This is a genomic window from Citrobacter sp. RHBSTW-01044 (assembly GCF_013781945.1).
GTDB lineage: Bacteria > Pseudomonadota > Gammaproteobacteria > Enterobacterales > Enterobacteriaceae > Citrobacter > Citrobacter braakii.
This window is the reverse complement of record NZ_CP056180.1, coordinates 4,581,086-4,599,045: the sequence shown is the minus strand read 5'-3', so window position 1 is coordinate 4,599,045 and position 17,960 is coordinate 4,581,086. Positions and strand designations below refer to the sequence as shown.

Here is a 17,960-nt window from a genome sequence, read left to right as displayed (position 1 = left end):
AGGGCACTCAATGAGTGCCTTGTCTCTTTATTACGTTTAAACCCTTATACTGAAAGAACGTTCATCGGTACTGCTTGCCGGATGGCACATTTTTGTCGGCCTGATAAGCGTGGCGTCATCAGGTGTTATGTCATCGCTATGAACCTCAGGAACATATAACGATAAGGAGAACCTGATTCCGTGTTAACTCTGCTACATCTGCTTTCTGCCGTCGCGCTGCTGGTGTGGGGCACCCACATCGTGCGTACCGGCGTGATGCGCGTCTTTGGCGCCCGCTTGCGCACCGTGCTCAGCCGTAGCGTTGAAAAGAAGCCGCTCGCCTTTTGTGCGGGTATCGGCGTGACGGCGCTGGTGCAAAGCAGCAACGCCACCACCATGCTGGTGACCTCGTTTGTCGCGCAGGACCTCGTGGCGCTCACCCCTGCGCTGGTGATTGTACTTGGCGCCGACGTCGGGACCGCGCTGATGGCGCGTATCCTGACCTTCGATCTCTCCTGGCTGTCGCCACTGCTGATTTTTATCGGCGTGATCTTCTTTCTCGGACGTAAGCAGTCTCGCGTGGGGCAACTGGGGCGGGTTGGTATTGGACTGGGGTTGATTTTACTGGCGCTGGAACTGATTGTGCAGGCGGTAACACCGATCACCCAGGCTAACGGCGTACAGGTTATTTTCGCCTCGCTCACCGGCGATATCATGCTGGATGCGCTGATTGGCGCCATGTTCGCGATTATCAGTTACTCCAGCCTTGCGGCGGTGCTGCTGACGGCAACGCTGACCGCGGCAGGCATTATCTCGTTCCCGGTGGCGTTGTGTCTGGTGATTGGCGCCAACCTCGGCTCTGGCCTGCTGGCGATGCTTAATAACAGCGCCGCTAACGCCGCCGCCCGCCGTGTGGCGCTCGGTAGCCTGCTGTTTAAGCTGGTGGGAAGCCTGATTATCCTGCCGTTTGTTCATCCGCTGGCAAATCTGATGGATGAACTGCCGCTGCCGAAATCTGAACTGGTTATTTACTTCCATGTCTTCTACAACCTGGTGCGCTGCGTGGCGATGGTGCCGTTTGCAGAACCGATGGCGCGTTTTTGTAAGCGCATCATCCGCGATGAGCCGGAGTTGGATGCGCATCTGAAGCCCAAGCATCTGGACGTCAGCGCGCTGGATACGCCGACGCTGGCCCTGGCCAATGCCGCTCGTGAAGCTCTGCGCATCGGCGACGCGATGGAGCAGATGATGGACGGGCTGAAGAAGGTGATGCACGGCGAGCCGCGTGAAGAGAAAGAACTGCGCAGGATGGCGGACGACATTAACGTGCTATACACGGCAATCAAGCTCTATCTGGCGCGGATGCCAAAGGATGAACTGGCGGAAGAGGAATCACGCCGTTGGGCGGAGATTATCGAAATGTCGCTTAACCTCGAGCAGGCTTCCGATATTGTCGAACGTATGGGCAGTGAGATAGCGGATAAGTCGCTGGCTGCCCGTCGCGCATTCTCCGTGGAAGGATTGAAAGAGCTGGATGCGCTCTTCGATCAGCTGCTCAGCAATCTGCAGCTGGCGATGTCGGTATTCTTCTCTGGTGACGTGACCAGCGCCCGACGTCTGCGCCGTAGCAAGCACCGTTTCCGTATTCTCAACCGTCGTTATTCGCATGCGCACGTTGACCGTCTGCATCAGCAGAACGTGCAGAGCATCGAGACCAGCTCCTTGCACCTGGCGCTGCTGGGCGATATGCAGCGTCTGAACTCGCTGTTTTGTTCCGTGGCCTATAGCGTGCTGGAACAGCCGGATGAGGACGATGAGCGCGACGATTATTGAGTGAGGTGGACCGGTTGGCCGGATAAGGCATTTATGCCGTTATCCGGCAACGTCGGTTAGAAGCAGTGACCTGCTTCGAGGGCAACCGCGTCTTCACCTGCTTTAAAGACGTAAGTAGTGTTCGGACCGCCAAGAACCGCCTGGCCGTTACTCACCTTAATCCAGTTTCCTTCCGGCAAACCAATCACCGTCAGCTCTGGTGCCACAACCAGCAGCTCGCGAATACGCTGTTCACGCGTTTCGCCTTTGTGGCCTTCCGGAAGCGCATTGGTGAAATGTGGGTTAATCTGCAGCGGGAACAGACCCAGGGCATCAAAACCTTTTGGATCGACAATCGGCATGTCGTTGGTGGTGCGGATGGTCTGGCAGGCGAGGTTAGAACCCGCGCTCCAGCCGATGTACAGCGCACCGCGTTTGACGACATCCACAATCGGCGCCAGCAGTCCGCGCTCGCGGCTCTCTTTCAGTAACTGGAAGGTGTTACCCCCGCCGACAATCACCAGCTCTGCGTTTTCAATGGCAGCGATCGGATCGGCAACGGTATGAATGCCAGTAACGTTGACGCCCATTGGCGCAAAGATGGCTGCCGTTTTCGCCGTGTATTCATCCCAGGTTTGCGTCACGCCAGCGAACGGAATAAACACCGCCGTACGGCGACCATTCAGCTGCTCAGCAATCAGTGGTAGCGCATGTTCCATCCAGCCTTTGCCCGGCAGCGTCGAGTTACTCAATAAAAGCAGTTCCATCATTTCTCCATGTAATCAGAAAATTACAAACCGCGCTAATGCTACCACTATCAGCGTAACGCCTTACTGATATGGCTCACGATGTTGGAAGGGGGGAAAGCCGAACGGGTTAACCACAACCTCCTGTTGGAAAAGCCCGTTCAGACTTAACAACGATCAATCTATTGAAACAGCGTCCTTTTGCGTAGTGGCAAACGCCAGGCCTTCGTCCTCCCAGCCCTTAATACCACCAATCATTATTTTCACCGGTCGACCTAGCTGCGCCAACTTCAGCGCCGCGCGATCGGCCCCGTTACAGTGTGGGCCAGCGCAATAGACGACAAACAGTGTGTCCTGTGGCCATTTTTTCAAGGATTCCGTATTTATCAGTCGATGGGGAAGATGAATCGCGCCAGGGATATGACAACGGGAAAAACTCTCTGCACTCCCCACTACATGTAAAAGCACAAAATCTTTGTCGTCAGCAGCCATCGCGGAATGAACGTCAGAACAATCCGTCTCCATATTCAGACGTTGCTGGAAATGGGCGATAGCTTGTGCAGATGAAGCGGCTGGAATATCAGTTACGGTACTCATATTGTTGTTTTCTCTTGTGGTGAAATCAGCTGTTGTGTTACCTCTTATCTCATCAAAAAATTAACCTCGAAACACCCTCTGACCATGACAGATTCCGCCAGGATCATGACAACATCTTCTCGCCCGTTGGTCGTTGCACTCGCTTATGACGGGCTATGTACTTTCGAGTTTGGCGTCGCAGTGGAAGTTTTTGGGCTTCCGCGACCTGAACTGGGAGAGAGCTGGTATCGTTTTGCCGTGGCTTCGGTTGATCAAGGTGAATTAAGGGCAACTGGCGGGGTTCGTATCGTGGTGGACGGTGGATATGAATTGCTGCAGGAAGCAGACACTATTGTCATTCCTGGCTGGCGTGACGTGAGTTCACCAGTCCCGGAAGCATTATGCGATGCGCTTCGTGAAGCACATCAACGCGGTTGTCGAATCATCTCTATCTGTTCTGGTGTATTTGTTCTGGCTGCGGCAGGTTTGCTGGATGACCGTAAGGCGACGACGCACTGGCGTTACGTCAGTGAACTCCAGCGACGCTTTCCCGCCATCAACGTTGTGGAAGATGTCCTGTATGTCGGTGACCACGACGTGCTCACTTCGGCAGGTAGTGCGGCAGGGATTGATTTATGTTTGCATGTGGTGCGCACTGATTTTGGACTTGAGATTGCCAATAACGTGGCCCGTCGCCTGGTGCTGCAGCCCCACAGGGATGGCAGCCAGACTCAGCAGCAACTGCGTCCTGTTGCCCGAAGTCGGGAAAGCCAGCGTTTTGGTCTTTTGCTTGACTGGTTACATAACAATATCGCGCAGAAGCATACCCTTGACGCTCTGGCCAGCCAGGTCGGTATGAGTCCCCGAACGTTGATGCGGCGATTTCAGGAGTCAACAGGGCTTACTCCCGCACGTTGGCTGATGAATGAACGGCTAAACCGTGCGCAGCAGGCGCTCAATACATCCCATATCAGTATTGAGCAGATCGCGCAGCAAACCGGGTTCGGCAGCGCAAACTCTTTGCGTTACCACTTTCAAAAACGATTTGGTATCAGCCCGCAGGCATTACGTAATCAGATGCGATAGCACATTTTCACGCTCTGCTTTTTTATCCCCCGCAAGGTAGGGTATATTTCGCTGTCAAAGGAGAAATTATGCTGCCCGACTCATCCATCCGATTAAATAAATACATCAGTGAAAGCGGAATCTGCTCGCGCCGCGAGGCGGATCGCTTTATCGAACAAGGGAATGTCTTCCTGAATGGTAAACGCGCCACCATTGGCGATCAGGTGATGCCTGGCGACGTCGTAAAAGTGAATGGTCGGTTGATTGAGCCGCGTGAAGCGGAAGATCTGGTTTTTATCGCGCTGAACAAGCCGGTAGGGATTGTCAGCACCACTGAAGACAGCGAACGCGACAACATTGTTGATTTCGTTAACCACAGCAAGCGCGTGTTCCCAATCGGTCGTCTGGACAAAGATTCCCAGGGGCTTATCTTTCTGACTAACCACGGCGACCTGGTGAATAAAATCCTGCGTGCCGGTAACGATCACGAAAAAGAGTATCTGGTGACGGTAGATAAGCCGGTCACTGATGACTTTATCCGTGGGATGAGTGCCGGTGTGCCAATCCTTGGCACCGTCACCAAGAAATGTAAGGTCAAGAAAGAAGCGCCGTTTGTGTTTCGTATCACGCTGATTCAGGGGCTGAACCGCCAGATCCGTCGTATGTGCGAGCACTTTGGCTATGAAGTTACTAAGCTTGAGCGTACACGTATCATGAACGTTGGTCTGTCCGGCCTGCCGCTGGGTGAATGGCGTGACCTGACGGATGACGAACTGATCGACCTGTTCAAGCTGATTGAGAACTCGTCCTCAGAAGCCAAACCGAAGGCGAAAGCGAAGCCAAAAACCGCAGGCATTAAGCGCCCGGTGGTGAAAATCGAAAAATCGGCAGAGAAAGAGAAATCGCGCCCGGCGGCAAACGGGAAGCGTTTTACCTCGCCGGGGCGTAAGAAGAAAGGGCGTTAACGTCTGCCGCGCGTTGGCGTATTCGCTGACCAGGAAAATGATGCTTCCGCATCCGGTTTATAAGCCTGCTTTTTCTTCAACTGGCGGGCTTTTTTAGCTTCTGCTTCGCGCAAGGCCATCAGTTTATCGATGTACTCTTTCTTGATGCTGTTGGTCTCAGCGTTGGTCAGCAGTCGACCATGCGCAATGCGCGCGCGGTCGAGCAGCGTTTTCAGTTCACGCTGTTCGCGCTCGGTCATCTCTTTTTGGGTAATGCGGGGGAGTGCCATAAGGGTGCCCTCTGTTAGCCGATATCCGCAGTGTACGGCAAAGTGCAGAGGCTGGGTAGGCCGGATAAGGTGTTAGCTGCTATCCGGCCTGCCGCCGCCAATTAGCGGCGTTCTTTTTCTTCAATCGGTTTACCGGACCAGTAACCTGCCAGCAGCGAACCGGAAAGGTTATGCCAGACCGAGAACAATGCGCCGGGCAGCGCCGCAAGCGGGCCAAAGTATATTTTGCCCAGCGCAGCGGCAAGCCCTGAATTCTGCATGCCCACTTCAATAGCCAACGTACGACAGGTTGACTCGTCGAAACCAAACAGTTTTCCGCCCCAGTAGCCGCCGAGCAAGCCAATGGTGTTATGCAGGATCACGGCGATAATCACCACAAAGCCGACGGACGCAATGTGCGAGGCGGAACCCGCCACGACGGCGCTGATGATCGCCAGGATGCACACCATAGAAAACGCCGGCAGATACGGTTCCACGGCTTTTACGACGCGTGGGAACAGATGGTGAATGACCAGTCCCAAAGCAATCGGAATGACCACGATCTGCAGAATACTCAGCAGCATACCCATCACATCCACCTGGATATGCGCGTCGACATACAGCCGTGTCAGCAGCGGCGTGGCGACAACGCCGACCAGCGTTGAAACCGATGAAATAGTCACGGAGAGCGCCACATCACCTTTTGCCAGATAGATCATGACGTTCGATGCGGTTCCGCTGGCGACGCTACCGACCAGCACCATCCCTGCCGACAGTTCCGGCGGCATATTAAATGCCAGCGCCAAAATCCATGCGGCGAGCGGCATCACCAGATAGTGCAGGAAAATACCCGCCGCGACAGGTGCGGGGCGTGAAAGTACGCGTTTAAAGTCGTCCACCTTCAGGTGAACGCCCATGCCGAACATGATCAGCATCAGCAACGACGGTACGAATGGCCCGACAGGCGTAAAGGTGGAGGGCGTGTAATACGCAATAACAGAGAGCAGCAGCGCCCATAACGGGAACAGCCGCGTGAGAGTAGCGAGCATGTTATCTTCCTTGCGATTGAAATGTGTTGTGTTGTTATAAAAAAGCCGGGTTCGAGCCCGGCTATAGTTATTGTTTATCGCGTGATGAAATATTATTCAAACAAATTATGATGCAGCTTCTGTACCACCTGTTCGGCTTCGCTACCGGGCACCAGGAAGCACAAGTTATGGCTGGACGCGCCGTAGCAAATCATGCGGATGTTGAACGGCTCCAGTACACCAAACACCTCTTTACCCACGCCGCAGGCTTTGGACAGGTCGTTGCCAATCAACGCCACCAGCGCCAGTCCTTCTTCGACTTCAACCCGGCACAGGGCAGACAGTTCCATCAGCAGAGACTGCGTTAACAGCGTATCGCCGGTGGAGGTTGAACCGGTGGTATCCAGCGTCAGCGCTACGCTGACTTCAGATGTGGTAATTAAATCTACCGAGATATTGTGGCGTGCAAGGATGCCGAACACTTCTGCTAAAAAGCCGCGAGAGTGCAGCATATTCAGGCTATGCAGCGTCAGCAGCGTCTGCTTACGGCGTAGCGCCAGCGCACGGAACAGCGGTGGATTCGCGGTTTTATTGCAGACCAGCGTACCGCCTGCTTTTGGATCCTTGCTGGAGCCAACAAATACCGGGATATCGCTACGTACGGCCGGCAACAGGGTTGCCGGGTGCAGCACTTTCGCGCCAAAGGTCGCCATTTCTGCGGCCTCTTCAAAGGCGATTTCATCAATACGCTGCGCTGCAGGAACAACGCGCGGATCGGTAGTGTAAATGCCTGGAACATCGGTCCAGATATCGACGCGCGTTGCGTGCAGCGCTTCGGCCAGCAGGGCGGCTGTATAATCGCTACCGCCGCGCCCCAACGTGGTGGTGCGGCCTTTGCCTTCGCTGCCGATAAAACCCTGAGTGATTACCAGACCTTCGCTCAGACGCGGGGCCAACTGAAGCGTTGCCAGTTCAGCCAGCGCCGCGACGTCGGGTTCTGCGCGACCAAAACGATCGTTGGTGCGCATCACTTTACGCACGTCAAACCACTGCGCTTGCACGCTGCGTTCACGCAGGATTTCGACGAACAACAGGGTAGACATCAGTTCACCGTGGCTGACCAGTTCGTCGGTCAGGGCGGTTGAGGTCGCCAGTGACGCCGCTTCTGCCAGCGTGGTGATGTTTTCCAGCAGACGTTCAATCTCTTCACGAATTACGTTCGGATAACGCAGGCGTTCCAGAATATTGAACTGAATTTGACGAATGGCGTCGAGTTTTTCGAAGCGCTCGGTTGGCTCCAGCCCTTCAGCCAGTGCGACCAGCAGGTTGGTAATTCCAGCGGAAGCGGAAAGTACCACTACACGGACGTTAGCATCAGAAAGTACCACATCAGCGCTGCGATTCATGGCATCAAAATCCGCCACGCTGGTACCGCCAAACTTGGAGACAACTACATCAGTCATAACTACCTCGTGTCAGGGAATGAATAGAGCGACCATGGCACATAAGGCAGAACGAAAACCGGTGCAGGCGCAAATGCAAATACCGTATTTATAAATAAAATGTGTAGCTTGCACTGTCAACGCTGGGATTATGCGGATTTTTCATGCTGCGTTTCCGTTCAGTAACAGCGCTTATAACATCTATACTTTTTACCCTGGTTCGATGGATACAAGGGCGATGGCATTAAAACAATCACACTTTTCTGTGACTGGCGTTACAATCGATCTCAGTCACAATTCTCAAAATCAGAAGAGTATTGCTAATGAAAAACATCAATCCAACGCAGACCTCAGCCTGGCAGGCACTACAAAAACACTTTGAAGAGATGAAAGACGTTACTATCGCGGATCTGTTCGCGAAAGATAGCGATCGTTTCGCTAAATTTTCCGCTACGTTTGACGATCTGATGCTGGTGGATTTCTCCAAAAACCGCATCACTGAAGAGACGCTGGCTAAACTGCAGGATCTGGCGAAAGAGACCGATTTGGCAGGCGCCATCAAGTCCATGTTCTCCGGTGAGAAAATTAACCGCACTGAAGACCGTGCCGTGCTGCACGTGGCGCTGCGCAACCGTAGCAACACTCCAATCATCGTTGACGGCAAAGATGTGATGCCGGAAGTGAACGCGGTGCTTGAGAAGATGAAATCCTTCTCTGAAGCGATTATCTCCGGAAGCTGGAAAGGCTATACCGGTAAAGCCATTACTGATGTCGTGAACATCGGTATCGGCGGTTCAGACCTCGGCCCGTTCATGGTGACCGAAGCGCTGCGCCCGTACAAAAATCACCTGAACATGCATTTTGTGTCTAACGTCGATGGTACGCACATTGCCGAAGTGCTGAAGAAAGTGAATCCGGAGACTACGCTGTTCCTGGTCGCTTCCAAAACCTTCACCACTCAGGAAACCATGACTAACGCCCACAGCGCGCGCGACTGGTTCCTGGCGACCGCTGGCGACAACAAGCACGTTGCCAAACACTTCGCAGCGCTCTCCACTAACGGTAAAGCGGTTGGCGAGTTCGGTATTGATACCGCCAATATGTTCGAGTTCTGGGACTGGGTTGGCGGTCGTTACTCCCTGTGGTCTGCAATCGGTCTGTCCATCATCCTTTCTGTGGGCTTCGACAACTTTGTTGAGCTGCTTTCTGGCGCGCACGCCATGGATAAACACTTCTCCACCACTCCGGCGGAGAAAAACCTGCCGGTGCTGCTGGCGCTGATCGGTATCTGGTACAACAATTTCTTCGGTGCTGAAACCGAAGCGATTCTGCCGTACGACCAGTATATGCACCGTTTCGCGGCCTACTTCCAGCAGGGCAATATGGAATCCAACGGTAAATACGTTGACCGTAACGGCAATGCGGTGGATTACCAGACAGGCCCAATCATCTGGGGTGAGCCGGGTACTAACGGTCAGCATGCGTTCTACCAGCTGATTCACCAGGGTACCAAAATGGTTCCGTGCGATTTCATCGCTCCGGCAATCACCCACAACCCGCTGTCGGATCACCATCCGAAACTGCTGTCTAACTTCTTCGCTCAGACCGAAGCGCTGGCTTTTGGTAAATCTCGTGAAGTGGTTGAGCAGGAATACCGCGACCAGGGTAAAGATCCGGCAACGCTTGACCACGTTGTGCCGTTCAAAGTGTTCGAAGGTAACCGTCCAACTAACTCCATCCTGCTGCGCGAAATCACACCGTTCAGCCTGGGTGCGCTGATTGCACTGTACGAGCACAAAATCTTCACTCAGGGCGCGATTCTGAATATCTTCACCTTTGACCAGTGGGGCGTTGAGCTGGGCAAACAGCTGGCGAATCGCATTCTGCCAGAGCTGAATGATGATAAAGAAATCACCAGCCATGATTGCTCAACTAACGGTTTGATTAACCGTTATAAGTCCTGGCGTTAATCTGCTTCTTCCTTCGAGCCGCAGCGCTGTTGGCTGCGTTCGTTAACCCCGGTCACATAGCTATCTATGCTCCCGGGGATTAACGATCTTGCCGCCTTGTTGCAATTCGAATGAATTTGCAGATTACTTATAAAAAAAGCCGATATTAATATCGGCTTTTTTATAATCTGGCGCCCGAATATCTACGTTTTTGCTTTACACCTTTATTGAGCTTAATCCTAAAATAATTCATTCAACGTTATCGTGTTTCTGGTGTTTTCAGAATTACCGGGTATTGCGTTTCTATTTTTATATTTTAACTTTTTGATTGTATTGATTTAATTATCTGTCGTTAATCATTTTATTTCTTGTTATCTAATTATCCTAAATTCCCGCCTGGCGTAATTTGCACACTTTGGCTTGTGTATACTCGATCTCGCCCGAAATTCTTTTGGGTAAATCTCCATTCATACAATGAAGGGAATTTGTGATGAAAAAAGTTCTGTATGGCCTTTGGGCTATATCTGCGCTTGCGGCGACTTCTGTCTATGCTGCCCCCGTTCAGGTGGGTGAGGCTGCAGGGTCGGCTGCCGCGTCGGTTTCGGCAGGAAGTTCCTCCGCAACCAGCGTGAGCACCGTAAGTTCTGCGGTGGGGGTTGCTCTTGCGGCAACCGGTGGCGGCGATGGTTCTAACACCGGAACCACAACCACCACAACCACCAGTACCCAGTAATACCGGTACGTTTAATTCTAACCACACTTCGGTGTGGTTATTTTGCCGCTGCGGAGAAATGTCGTGAAGCGACCAGCGCTGATAATGGTTTGCCTGTTATTGCAGGCGTGCTCAGCCACCACCGAAGGGCTGGGTCATTCGCTATGGGATAGCGTGTTTGGTACTCCCGGCGTACAGATGACGGACGATGAAATCAAAAACATGCCCTACGCCAGCCAGTACATGCAGCTCAACGGCGGCCCACAACTGTTTGTGGTACTCGCGTTCGCGGAAAACGGACAGCAGAAATGGGTGACTCAGGATCGGGCCATTCTCGTCACGCAGTCTGGGCGCATGGTGAAAACGCATCTCGGCGGGGATAACCTGATCGAGGTGAATAATCTCGCGGCAGATCCGCTCATCAAACCAAACCAGATAGTCGATGGGGCAACGTGGACCCGCACGATGGGCTGGACCGAACATCAGCAGGTGCGCTATGCCACCGCCCACTCGGTTTTCGAATGGGATGGCACTGACACCATTAAGGTTGGTAGCGAAGATACGCCAGTACGGATCCTTGACGAAGAAGTCACCACCGATCAAACGCGCTGGCATAACCGCTACTGGATCGACAGCGAAGGGCAGATTCGCCAATCGGAACAGTATCTTGGCGCACGTTACTTCCCGGTGAAAACCACGCTGATTAAGGCGGCAAAATCATGATGAAACGAGCCGTTGTGGCGCTGCTATTGAGCCTGAGCGCAGCGTCAGTTTTTGCTGCGGGTAGCGTTAAGGTCTTTACCTCCGCCAGCGAAGAGCCAAAGACTCTGACCGGGGCCGAACATCTGCTCGACCTGGTTGGGCAGCCGCGGTTGAGTAATAGCTGGTGGCCAGGAGCGGTTATCAGCGAAGAGCGGGCAACGACGGAAGCAGAGCGTCAGCAGCAGGCATTACTGGCTCGTCTGGCGATGCTCAGCGCTGAAGAAAGCGGTGACGATGCCGCGGCTATCAACGCATTGCGCCAGCAAATTCAGGCGCTGAAGGTGACCGGCAGACAGAAGATTAATCTCGACCCGGATGTTGTGCGCGTCAGTGAGCGAGGCAACCCGCCGTTGCAGGGCAATTACACGCTGTGGGTCGGACCGCAGCCAACGGATATAACGCTGTTTGGCCTGCTAAGTCATCCGGGTAAACAACCGTTTATGCCCGGGCGCGATATCGCCAGCTATCTCGATGGGCAACGTCGGCTCAGCGGCGCAGATCGTAGCTACGCTTGGGTCATCTATCCCGACGGACGCACGCAAAAAGTCCCGGTCGCCTACTGGAACAAACGTCACGTTGAGCCGATGCCCGGCAGCATCATTTTTGTCGGACTCTCTGATGCCGTCTGGCGCAGCACCCCGGATGAAATCAATGCCGACATTCTTCGCACCCTGACCCAGCGGATACCCGAATAATGAGAAAAACTTATCTGCTCAGCTTACTGGCGCTGGGCGTAAGCGTTGCCTGCCACGGTGAAACCTGGCCCGCGCCCATTGGACCTTCCCAGTCCGATTTTGGCGGCGTGGGACTGCTGCAAACCCCAACCGCACGCATGGCGCGTGAAGGCGAAATGAGCCTTAACTACCGCGATAACGATCAATACCGTTACTACTCTGCGTCGGTACAACTCTTCCCCTGGCTGGAAACTACCCTGCGCTATACCGATGTGCGTACCAAAAAATACAGCGGCGTGGAGTCGTTTTCTGGCGATCAGACTTATAAAGATAAGGCTTTTGATCTCAAACTTCGCCTGTGGGAAGAGAGCTACTGGATGCCGCAGGTGGCGGTTGGCGCGCGGGATATCGGTGGTACCGGCCTGTTCGATGCGGAGTATGTGGTGGCGAGCAAAGCCTGGGGCCCGTTTGATTTCTCTCTCGGCCTTGGCTGGGGATATCTCGGGACCAGCGGCAACGTTAGCAATCCGTTTTGCTCATACAGTGATAAATTTTGCCATCGCGATAACAGCTACAAGCAGGCCGGTTCTGTTGACGGTAGCCAGATGTTCCACGGCCCGGCGTCGCTGTTTGGCGGCGTAGAGTATCAGACTCCCTGGCAGCCGCTGCGCCTGAAACTGGAGTATGAAGGTAATAATTACCAGCAGGATTTTGCCGGCAAGTTGGATCAGAAGAGCAAGTTTAACGTCGGCGCTATTTATCGCGTCACCGATTGGGCCGACGTTAACCTCAGCTATGAGCGCGGGAACACCTTGATGTTTGGGGTCACGCTGCGGACTAACTTTAACGATCTGCGACCAAACTATAACGACAATACCCGCCCGAAATATCAACCACAGCCGCAGGATGCCATCCTGCAACATTCGGTGGTGGCGAATCAGTTAACGCTGCTGAAATATAACGCCGGGCTGGCGGATCCTAAAATTCAGGTGCAGGGCGATACGCTGTATGTAACGGGTGAACAGGTGAAATACCGTGATTCGCGCGAAGGGATCGAGCGTGCTAACCGGATCGTGATGAACGATCTTCCCGATGGGATCCGCACGATCCGCATTACGGAAAACCGCCTTAACTTGCCGCAGGTGACGACCGAAACGGAGGTTTCCAGCCTCAAGCGCCATCTGGAAGGCGAGCCGTTGGGCCATGAAACTCAGCTGGCACAAAAACGCGTCGAACCCGAGGTACCGAAAACGACCGAGCAGGGCTGGTATATTGATAAGTCACGCTTCAATTTCCACATCGATCCGGTGCTAAATCAGTCGGTGGGCGGCCCGGAAAACTTCTATATGTATCAGTTGGGCGTGATGGGAACGGCGGATTTGTGGGTTACCGATCATCTGCTGACCACCGGGAGTTTGTTCGCCAACCTCGCCAATAACTATGACAAGTTTAACTACACCAACCCGCCGCAGGATTCGCATTTACCACGCGTGCGTACCCATGTGCGTGAGTATGTGCAAAACGATGTCTACGTGAATAACCTGCAGGCCAACTACTTCCAGTCACTCGGAAATGGGTTCTACGGACAGGTTTACGGGGGCTATCTGGAAACTATGTACGGCGGAGCGGGGGCAGAAGTGCTGTATCGCCCGCTGGACAGCAACTGGGCGTTTGGTGTTGATGCCAACTACGTGAAACAGCGTGACTGGCGTAGCGCGCAGGATATGATGAAGTTTACCGACTACAGCGTGAAGACCGGGCATTTGACGGCTTACTGGAATCCTTCGTTCGCCCAGGATGTACTGGTGAAAGCCAGCGTGGGGCAGTATCTGGCGGGGGATAAGGGCGGAACGCTGGAAGTGGCGAAACGCTTTGACAGCGGCGTAGTGGTGGGGGGCTATGCGACCATCACCGACGCCTCGCCGGATGAGTACGGAGAGGGTGATTTTACCAAAGGGGTGTACGTTTCTGTGCCGCTGGATCTGTTCTCGTCAGGCCCAACCCGCAGTCGTGCGGCGATTGGCTGGACGCCGTTAACACGCGATGGCGGTCAGCAGCTTGGACGTAAGTTTGGTCTGTACGACATGACCAGCGACAGGAGTGAAAACTTCCGCTGATAGATGGCCGGATGAGACCTGCGCTTATCCGGCTCTATAAACGACGTAATAATTTTGCCGGATTTCCCGCATACACGCCTTTCTCGGTGATCGATTTGGTCACCACGCTCCCCGCGCCGACGACCACGCCATCACAGATAGTGACCGCCAGAATGGTCGCTCCGCTGCCGATCGAGACATCGTCGCCAATCGTAATACGTCCCCAACTGTTGCGGTCGGCATTGGGTTTTCCTTCGCGAAACATATCGTTGGCGAACATCACGCCGTGACCGATAAAACAGCGAGCGCCGAGGGTGACATATTCGCAGATGAAGGTGTGCGACTGAATTTTGCTGTCTGCGCCAATCTGCGTATTACCCTGGATTTCAACAAATGGTCCGACAAAAACGTTGTCCCCTAATGTGCAGTCGTAGAGATTTGCGGGTTCATAGATCACCACGTTCTCACCGCAGGTAACGTTGCGAACAGCGGATTGTCTGAGCTGCATAATTCATCCTGTGAAATGTGTCGTGACATACATCATTCCCTGCTGACCTTTCTTGCACAAAATATAAACAAAAAATGTAGATCTCTGTCACATTTTTGCGTTATACAGGAACCTTGCCACTGAGTAAGAGGTGCTGTTATGACATCGCTATCTCGTCCGCGCGTGGAGTTTATCTCCACTATTTTACAGACCGTGTTGAATCTGGGGTTGCTGAGTCTGGGCCTGATCCTGGTCGTATTCCTCGGGAAAGAAACGCTGCATCTGGCGGATGTGCTGTTCGCGCCGGAACAAACCAGCAAGTATGAACTGGTGGAAGGGCTGGTGGTTTACTTTCTCTACTTTGAATTTATCGCGCTGATTGTGAAGTACTTTCAGTCAGGTTTTCACTTTCCGCTGCGCTACTTTGTCTATATCGGGATCACTGCGATTGTGCGGCTGATCATTGTCGATCATAAAGCGCCGATGGATGTGCTGATCTATTCTGCGGCGATCCTGCTGCTGGTGATCACCCTGTGGCTGTGTAATTCCAAACGGCTGAAGCGAGAGTAAAAGACAACACGCCGCAATTGGGCTGCGGCGTGTTTTGGGTAAAAATTACTGCGCAGAGGCCGGCTGGGTTTTCTCCGCCGCGGGTTCCCACAGTTCTTCAAATTTATCCACCGTCATGATCGCTAATACGGTAAAGCTTAGGTTGATAACGCCTGCGCCAAACTAATTCTGTTTAATTTTCGAATTTCAGGCGAAAAATTGATTTGCAGTGATGGGGAGCACGAAAGGAAATAATCGTAAGCGTAATGCAAAATAACATAAAAAAGGGCGCTCCGTAGAGCGCCGAATAACAGTCACAGGTTGGGATAACATAAGTTGAGGGTTGCAGTGGCATTGCCCGTTGCCGGGCAGTTACTTCGGTAAAACTTAACCTTTCACACCACCCGCCGTCAGTCCGTTGACCAGCCAGCGCTGTGCCAGCAGGAACACCAGAGTGATCGGAATGGCTGAAAGTACAGCTGCGGCGGCAAAGTCGCCCCACAAATAGTTCTGTGGATTGAGGTACTGCTGCATACCTACCGCAAGGGTATAGCTGTTCACATCACGCAGCAGCAGTGATGCGACCGGTACTTCGGTAATCGCGGCAATGAAAGACAGAATAAACACGACCGCCAGAATCGGAACGGAAAGCGGCAGCAACACCAGGCGGAATGCCTGCCATGGCGTTGCGCCATCCAGCGCGGCCGCTTCTTCCAGCGAACCGTCGATGGTTTCGAAATAGCCCTTAATCGTCCACACATGCAGCGCAATACCGCCGAGATAGGCGAAGATCACGCCGCCGTGAGTGTTCAGACCAATAAACGGAATATACTGGCCCAGGCGGTCAAACAAAGCATACAACGCGACCAGAGACAGCACCGCCGGGAACATCTGGAATATCAGCATCCCTTTCAGCAGGGTTGCTTTGCCCGGGAAACGCATACGGGCAAAGGCGTAAGCGCAGGTGGTGGAAAGCGTCACGATACCGATCGCGGTAATGGTGGCTACTTTCACCGAGTTCCACAGCCATAACAGCACCGGGAACGGCGGCGGCGTCACGCGGCCATCCGCATGCTCAACGCTAAAGCCCAGCGCCAGTTTCCAGTGTTCCCAGGAGATGTTTTCCGGGATCAGGCTGCCGGTGGCAAAGTTACCTTCACGCAGCGAGATAGCGATAACCATCAGCAGCGGGAACATGATCGCTGCAATGAAAATCAGCAGCAGCAAGTGCGTTGTTAAGAGACGCAGTTTCTGAGATTTGGGTTGTACCATAGCCATGTTCGTTGTCTCCCTTAATCAAACTTCATACGCGTGGCTTTCAGGTTCACGATGGCCAGCGCACCGACCAGCAGGAAGATCAGCGTGGCAATCGCCGCCGCCAGACCGAAGTCCTGACCACCGCCGCCTTCGAAGGCGATACGGTAGGTGTAGCTCACGAGCAGGTCGGTATAGCCTGCTGGCGTGGTGGTACCAAGACGGTCTGGACCACCGTTGGTCAACAGTTGAATCAGCACGAAGTTGTTAAAGTTAAAGGCGAAGCTGGCGATCATCAGCGGCGTCAGCGGCTTAATCAGCAGTGGCAACGTAATCTTAAAGAAGTTCTGGAACGGACCTGCACCATCCATCGCCGACGCTTCATACAGGTCGTCAGGGATCGCTTTAAGCAGACCCATGCACAGGATCATCATGTACGGGTAACCAAGCCAGGTGTTGACGATAATAATCATCGAACGCGCGGTGGTTGGGTCGCTGAACCAGGCCGGTTTGATGCCAAACAGTGCGCTCAGCATCATGTTGATTTCACCGAAGCTCTGGTTGAACAGCCCTTTGAAAATCAGAATCGAAATAAACGACGGTACGGCATACGGCAGAATCAGCAGGACACGGTAAATCGCTTTGCCTTTGAGAGACTCCCACTGTACGAGACAGGCTAGTACCATCCCCACGGCCACGGTGAGGATCACGGTCAGAACGGAGAAGACCACCGTCCAGACAAAGATGGCGAAGAACGGTTTCTGAATGCCTTCGTCGGTAAATACGCGGGCGAAGTTGTCCCAACCGATGGCAACGGTATAGCCTGGGCTGAGTTTTTCGTTACCCCAGCTACCGTCAGCGTTAATTGCCTGATAATAACCAATATCGTTGTTGGCGCGGTATTTTACGCCGCTTTGGCTGTTGGTAAGCGTGCCGTCATCAGCGAGCGTATAGAGTGGCTGCGTGCCGGAAAACTGGCGCAGTGAACTCATAATCACTTTGCTTTCATCCGGCAGGATGGCGGTGAGTTGGGTTAACGCCTGGCGATTTTGCGTGATGATACGCAGCGTCGCACGTTCGCCCGCTGGCAGCGCCTCGGCTTCTTTCAACTGCAGTTTCTGTTCGCCGCCAAATTTAAAGGCGTCGGAGAGATAATTCTTGCCAGTTTCACCGTCGGTGAGGGCCAGTTGCCACTCCGTACCCGCCGGATACAGGCCGAAGTTGTAGGTTTTCCCCGCCTGATAAGAACGGTCCATCAAGACTTCCTGAGCACGTTCAAAGGTCAGTTGGTTGGTGCTGCTGTAGTTGGTAAAGGCAATTGCGATAGTACAAATTAGCGGAAACAGGACAAACAGCCCCATCCCTGCAACGCCTGGGTAAACATAGCGCCAGGCGTAGGCTTTACGGTTAGCAAAAATATACAGGCCAGCAGAGCTTAAAATCAGCGTCATGATGGCAAACAGGTACTCCCCCTGAGCATACATCAAAACAACAAGGTAACCGACCAGCAGCCCAAGCAGACCCATCACTGACCATTTCAGCCGGTCGCTTTGCCACCAGTGTTTCTTTTTAATGACATCCATGGGGATCAATCCTCTTTACGCTTTATCCTTCGC

Annotated in this window: 17 protein-coding genes; 9 read left to right on the top strand and 8 right to left on the bottom strand. The window is 53.5% G+C overall.

All coding sequences use genetic code 11. The features are described from left to right. The first annotated feature begins 180 nt into the window (after positions 1-180). The gene (locus HV352_RS21995) at positions 181-1,812 is read left to right on the top strand and encodes a Na/Pi cotransporter family protein (protein ID WP_016155429.1); all 1,632 of its coding nucleotides are present in this window, start codon (positions 181-183) and stop codon (positions 1,810-1,812) included. Positions 1,813-1,868: 56 nt separating this feature from the next. On the opposite strand, the gene pepE is transcribed toward HV352_RS21995, so the two are convergent. Together pepE and HV352_RS21985 are read right to left on the bottom strand one after the other, a co-directional pair. Beyond that, on the bottom strand, positions 1,869-2,558 hold the full coding sequence (gene pepE, locus HV352_RS21990; protein ID WP_016155430.1) for a dipeptidase PepE: 690 nt from the start codon (positions 2,556-2,558) through the stop codon (positions 1,869-1,871). 156 nt (positions 2,559-2,714) lie between these two features. Next, positions 2,715-3,134 (bottom strand): rhodanese-like domain-containing protein, encoded by a 420-nt coding sequence (locus HV352_RS21985; protein WP_019077882.1) that lies wholly within the window; start codon positions 3,132-3,134, stop codon positions 2,715-2,717. 84 nt (positions 3,135-3,218) lie between these two features. Here HV352_RS21985 and ftrA point away from each other — a divergent pair, with 84 nt between their 5' ends. After that, a complete protein-coding gene (gene ftrA / locus HV352_RS21980) occupies positions 3,219-4,199 on the top strand; it encodes a transcriptional regulator FtrA (protein WP_029139686.1) in 981 nt (326 codons plus the stop codon). Positions 4,200-4,267: 68 nt separating this feature from the next. Next, positions 4,268-5,143, top strand: a complete 876-nt coding sequence (rluF, locus tag HV352_RS21975) for a 23S rRNA pseudouridine(2604) synthase RluF (RefSeq protein ID WP_016155331.1) — start codon at positions 4,268-4,270, stop codon at positions 5,141-5,143. On the opposite strand, the gene HV352_RS21970 is transcribed toward rluF, so the two are convergent. From HV352_RS21970 to lysC, 3 genes are all read right to left on the bottom strand, one after another. Next, positions 5,140-5,412 (bottom strand): DUF3811 domain-containing protein, encoded by a 273-nt coding sequence (locus HV352_RS21970; protein ID WP_003826541.1) that lies wholly within the window; start codon positions 5,410-5,412, stop codon positions 5,140-5,142. The two genes, rluF and HV352_RS21970, sit on opposite strands and share 4 nt — an antisense overlap. A 101-nt stretch (positions 5,413-5,513) precedes the next feature. Then, positions 5,514-6,440 carry a ketopantoate/pantoate/pantothenate transporter PanS gene (panS, locus tag HV352_RS21965; RefSeq protein ID WP_019077880.1) on the bottom strand — a complete coding sequence of 309 codons (927 nt, stop codon included), beginning with the start codon at positions 6,438-6,440 and terminating at the stop codon, positions 5,514-5,516. Between the two features lie 92 nt (positions 6,441-6,532). Then, complete coding sequence (gene lysC / locus HV352_RS21960; protein WP_080860367.1) at positions 6,533-7,882, bottom strand: lysine-sensitive aspartokinase 3; 1,350 nt, start codon at positions 7,880-7,882, stop codon at positions 6,533-6,535. A gap of 302 nt (positions 7,883-8,184) precedes the next feature. Here lysC and pgi point away from each other — a divergent pair, with 302 nt between their 5' ends. The 5 genes from pgi (at position 8,185) to HV352_RS21935 (ending at position 14,075) form a co-directional block, all read left to right on the top strand. Then, a complete protein-coding gene (gene pgi, locus HV352_RS21955) occupies positions 8,185-9,831 on the top strand; it encodes a glucose-6-phosphate isomerase (protein ID WP_016155434.1) in 1,647 nt (548 codons plus the stop codon). 469 nt (positions 9,832-10,300) lie between these two features. Next, the gene (yjbE, locus tag HV352_RS21950; RefSeq protein ID WP_003826562.1) at positions 10,301-10,543 is read left to right on the top strand and encodes an exopolysaccharide production protein YjbE; all 243 of its coding nucleotides are present in this window, start codon (positions 10,301-10,303) and stop codon (positions 10,541-10,543) included. Positions 10,544-10,606: 63 nt separating this feature from the next. Next, the gene (locus tag HV352_RS21945; protein ID WP_115191106.1) at positions 10,607-11,245 is read left to right on the top strand and encodes a YjbF family lipoprotein; all 639 of its coding nucleotides are present in this window, start codon (positions 10,607-10,609) and stop codon (positions 11,243-11,245) included. Next, on the top strand, positions 11,242-11,979 hold the full coding sequence (locus tag HV352_RS21940) for a capsule biosynthesis GfcC family protein (protein ID WP_046275309.1): 738 nt from the start codon (positions 11,242-11,244) through the stop codon (positions 11,977-11,979). The genes HV352_RS21945 and HV352_RS21940 overlap by 4 nt, the downstream gene beginning before the upstream one ends. Continuing rightward, entirely contained in the window at positions 11,979-14,075 is a 2,097-nt protein-coding gene (locus HV352_RS21935; protein WP_181635087.1) for a YjbH domain-containing protein, read from the top strand. The genes HV352_RS21940 and HV352_RS21935 overlap by 1 nt, the downstream gene beginning before the upstream one ends. Positions 14,076-14,109: 34 nt before the next feature. On the opposite strand, the gene HV352_RS21930 is transcribed toward HV352_RS21935, so the two are convergent. Further along, positions 14,110-14,565 (bottom strand): acyltransferase, encoded by a 456-nt coding sequence (locus tag HV352_RS21930; protein WP_161784581.1) that lies wholly within the window; start codon positions 14,563-14,565, stop codon positions 14,110-14,112. A 135-nt stretch (positions 14,566-14,700) separates the two neighbouring features. Between HV352_RS21930 and psiE the strand changes: the two genes are divergently transcribed. After that, positions 14,701-15,111, top strand: a complete 411-nt coding sequence (gene psiE, locus HV352_RS21925) for a phosphate-starvation-inducible protein PsiE (protein ID WP_003031674.1) — start codon at positions 14,701-14,703, stop codon at positions 15,109-15,111. Between the two features lie 366 nt (positions 15,112-15,477). Here the strand turns inward: psiE and malG are convergent, their stop codons facing one another. Then, a complete protein-coding gene (malG, locus tag HV352_RS21920) occupies positions 15,478-16,368 on the bottom strand; it encodes a maltose ABC transporter permease MalG (RefSeq protein WP_016155340.1) in 891 nt (296 codons plus the stop codon). A gap of 14 nt (positions 16,369-16,382) precedes the next feature. Beyond that, positions 16,383-17,927, bottom strand: a complete 1,545-nt coding sequence (malF, locus tag HV352_RS21915; RefSeq protein WP_016155440.1) for a maltose ABC transporter permease MalF — start codon at positions 17,925-17,927, stop codon at positions 16,383-16,385. Positions 17,928-17,960: the final 33 nt, after the last annotated feature.

Excerpts from the sequence above, each read along its gene's own strand:
- lysC (WP_080860367.1), bottom strand. The coding sequence starts at position 7,882 with ATGACTGATGTAGTTGTCTCCAAGTTTGGCGGTACCAGCGTGGCGGAT.
- HV352_RS21940 (WP_046275309.1), top strand. The coding sequence starts at position 11,242 with ATGATGAAACGAGCCGTTGTGGCGCTGCTATTGAGCCTGAGCGCAGCG.
- HV352_RS21985 (WP_019077882.1), bottom strand. The coding sequence starts at position 3,134 with ATGAGTACCGTAACTGATATTCCAGCCGCTTCATCTGCACAAGCTATC.
- ftrA (WP_029139686.1), top strand. The coding sequence starts at position 3,219 with ATGACAGATTCCGCCAGGATCATGACAACATCTTCTCGCCCGTTGGTC.
- pgi (WP_016155434.1), top strand. The coding sequence starts at position 8,185 with ATGAAAAACATCAATCCAACGCAGACCTCAGCCTGGCAGGCACTACAA.
- rluF (WP_016155331.1), top strand. The coding sequence starts at position 4,268 with ATGCTGCCCGACTCATCCATCCGATTAAATAAATACATCAGTGAAAGC.
- psiE (WP_003031674.1), top strand. The coding sequence starts at position 14,701 with ATGACATCGCTATCTCGTCCGCGCGTGGAGTTTATCTCCACTATTTTA.
- HV352_RS21935 (WP_181635087.1), top strand. The coding sequence starts at position 11,979 with ATGAGAAAAACTTATCTGCTCAGCTTACTGGCGCTGGGCGTAAGCGTT.
- pepE (WP_016155430.1), bottom strand. The coding sequence starts at position 2,558 with ATGGAACTGCTTTTATTGAGTAACTCGACGCTGCCGGGCAAAGGCTGG.
- malF (WP_016155440.1), bottom strand. The coding sequence starts at position 17,927 with ATGGATGTCATTAAAAAGAAACACTGGTGGCAAAGCGACCGGCTGAAA.
- HV352_RS21970 (WP_003826541.1), bottom strand. The coding sequence starts at position 5,412 with ATGGCACTCCCCCGCATTACCCAAAAAGAGATGACCGAGCGCGAACAG.
- panS (WP_019077880.1), bottom strand. The coding sequence starts at position 6,440 with ATGCTCGCTACTCTCACGCGGCTGTTCCCGTTATGGGCGCTGCTGCTC.
- malG (WP_016155340.1), bottom strand. The coding sequence starts at position 16,368 with ATGGCTATGGTACAACCCAAATCTCAGAAACTGCGTCTCTTAACAACG.
- yjbE (WP_003826562.1), top strand. The coding sequence starts at position 10,301 with ATGAAAAAAGTTCTGTATGGCCTTTGGGCTATATCTGCGCTTGCGGCG.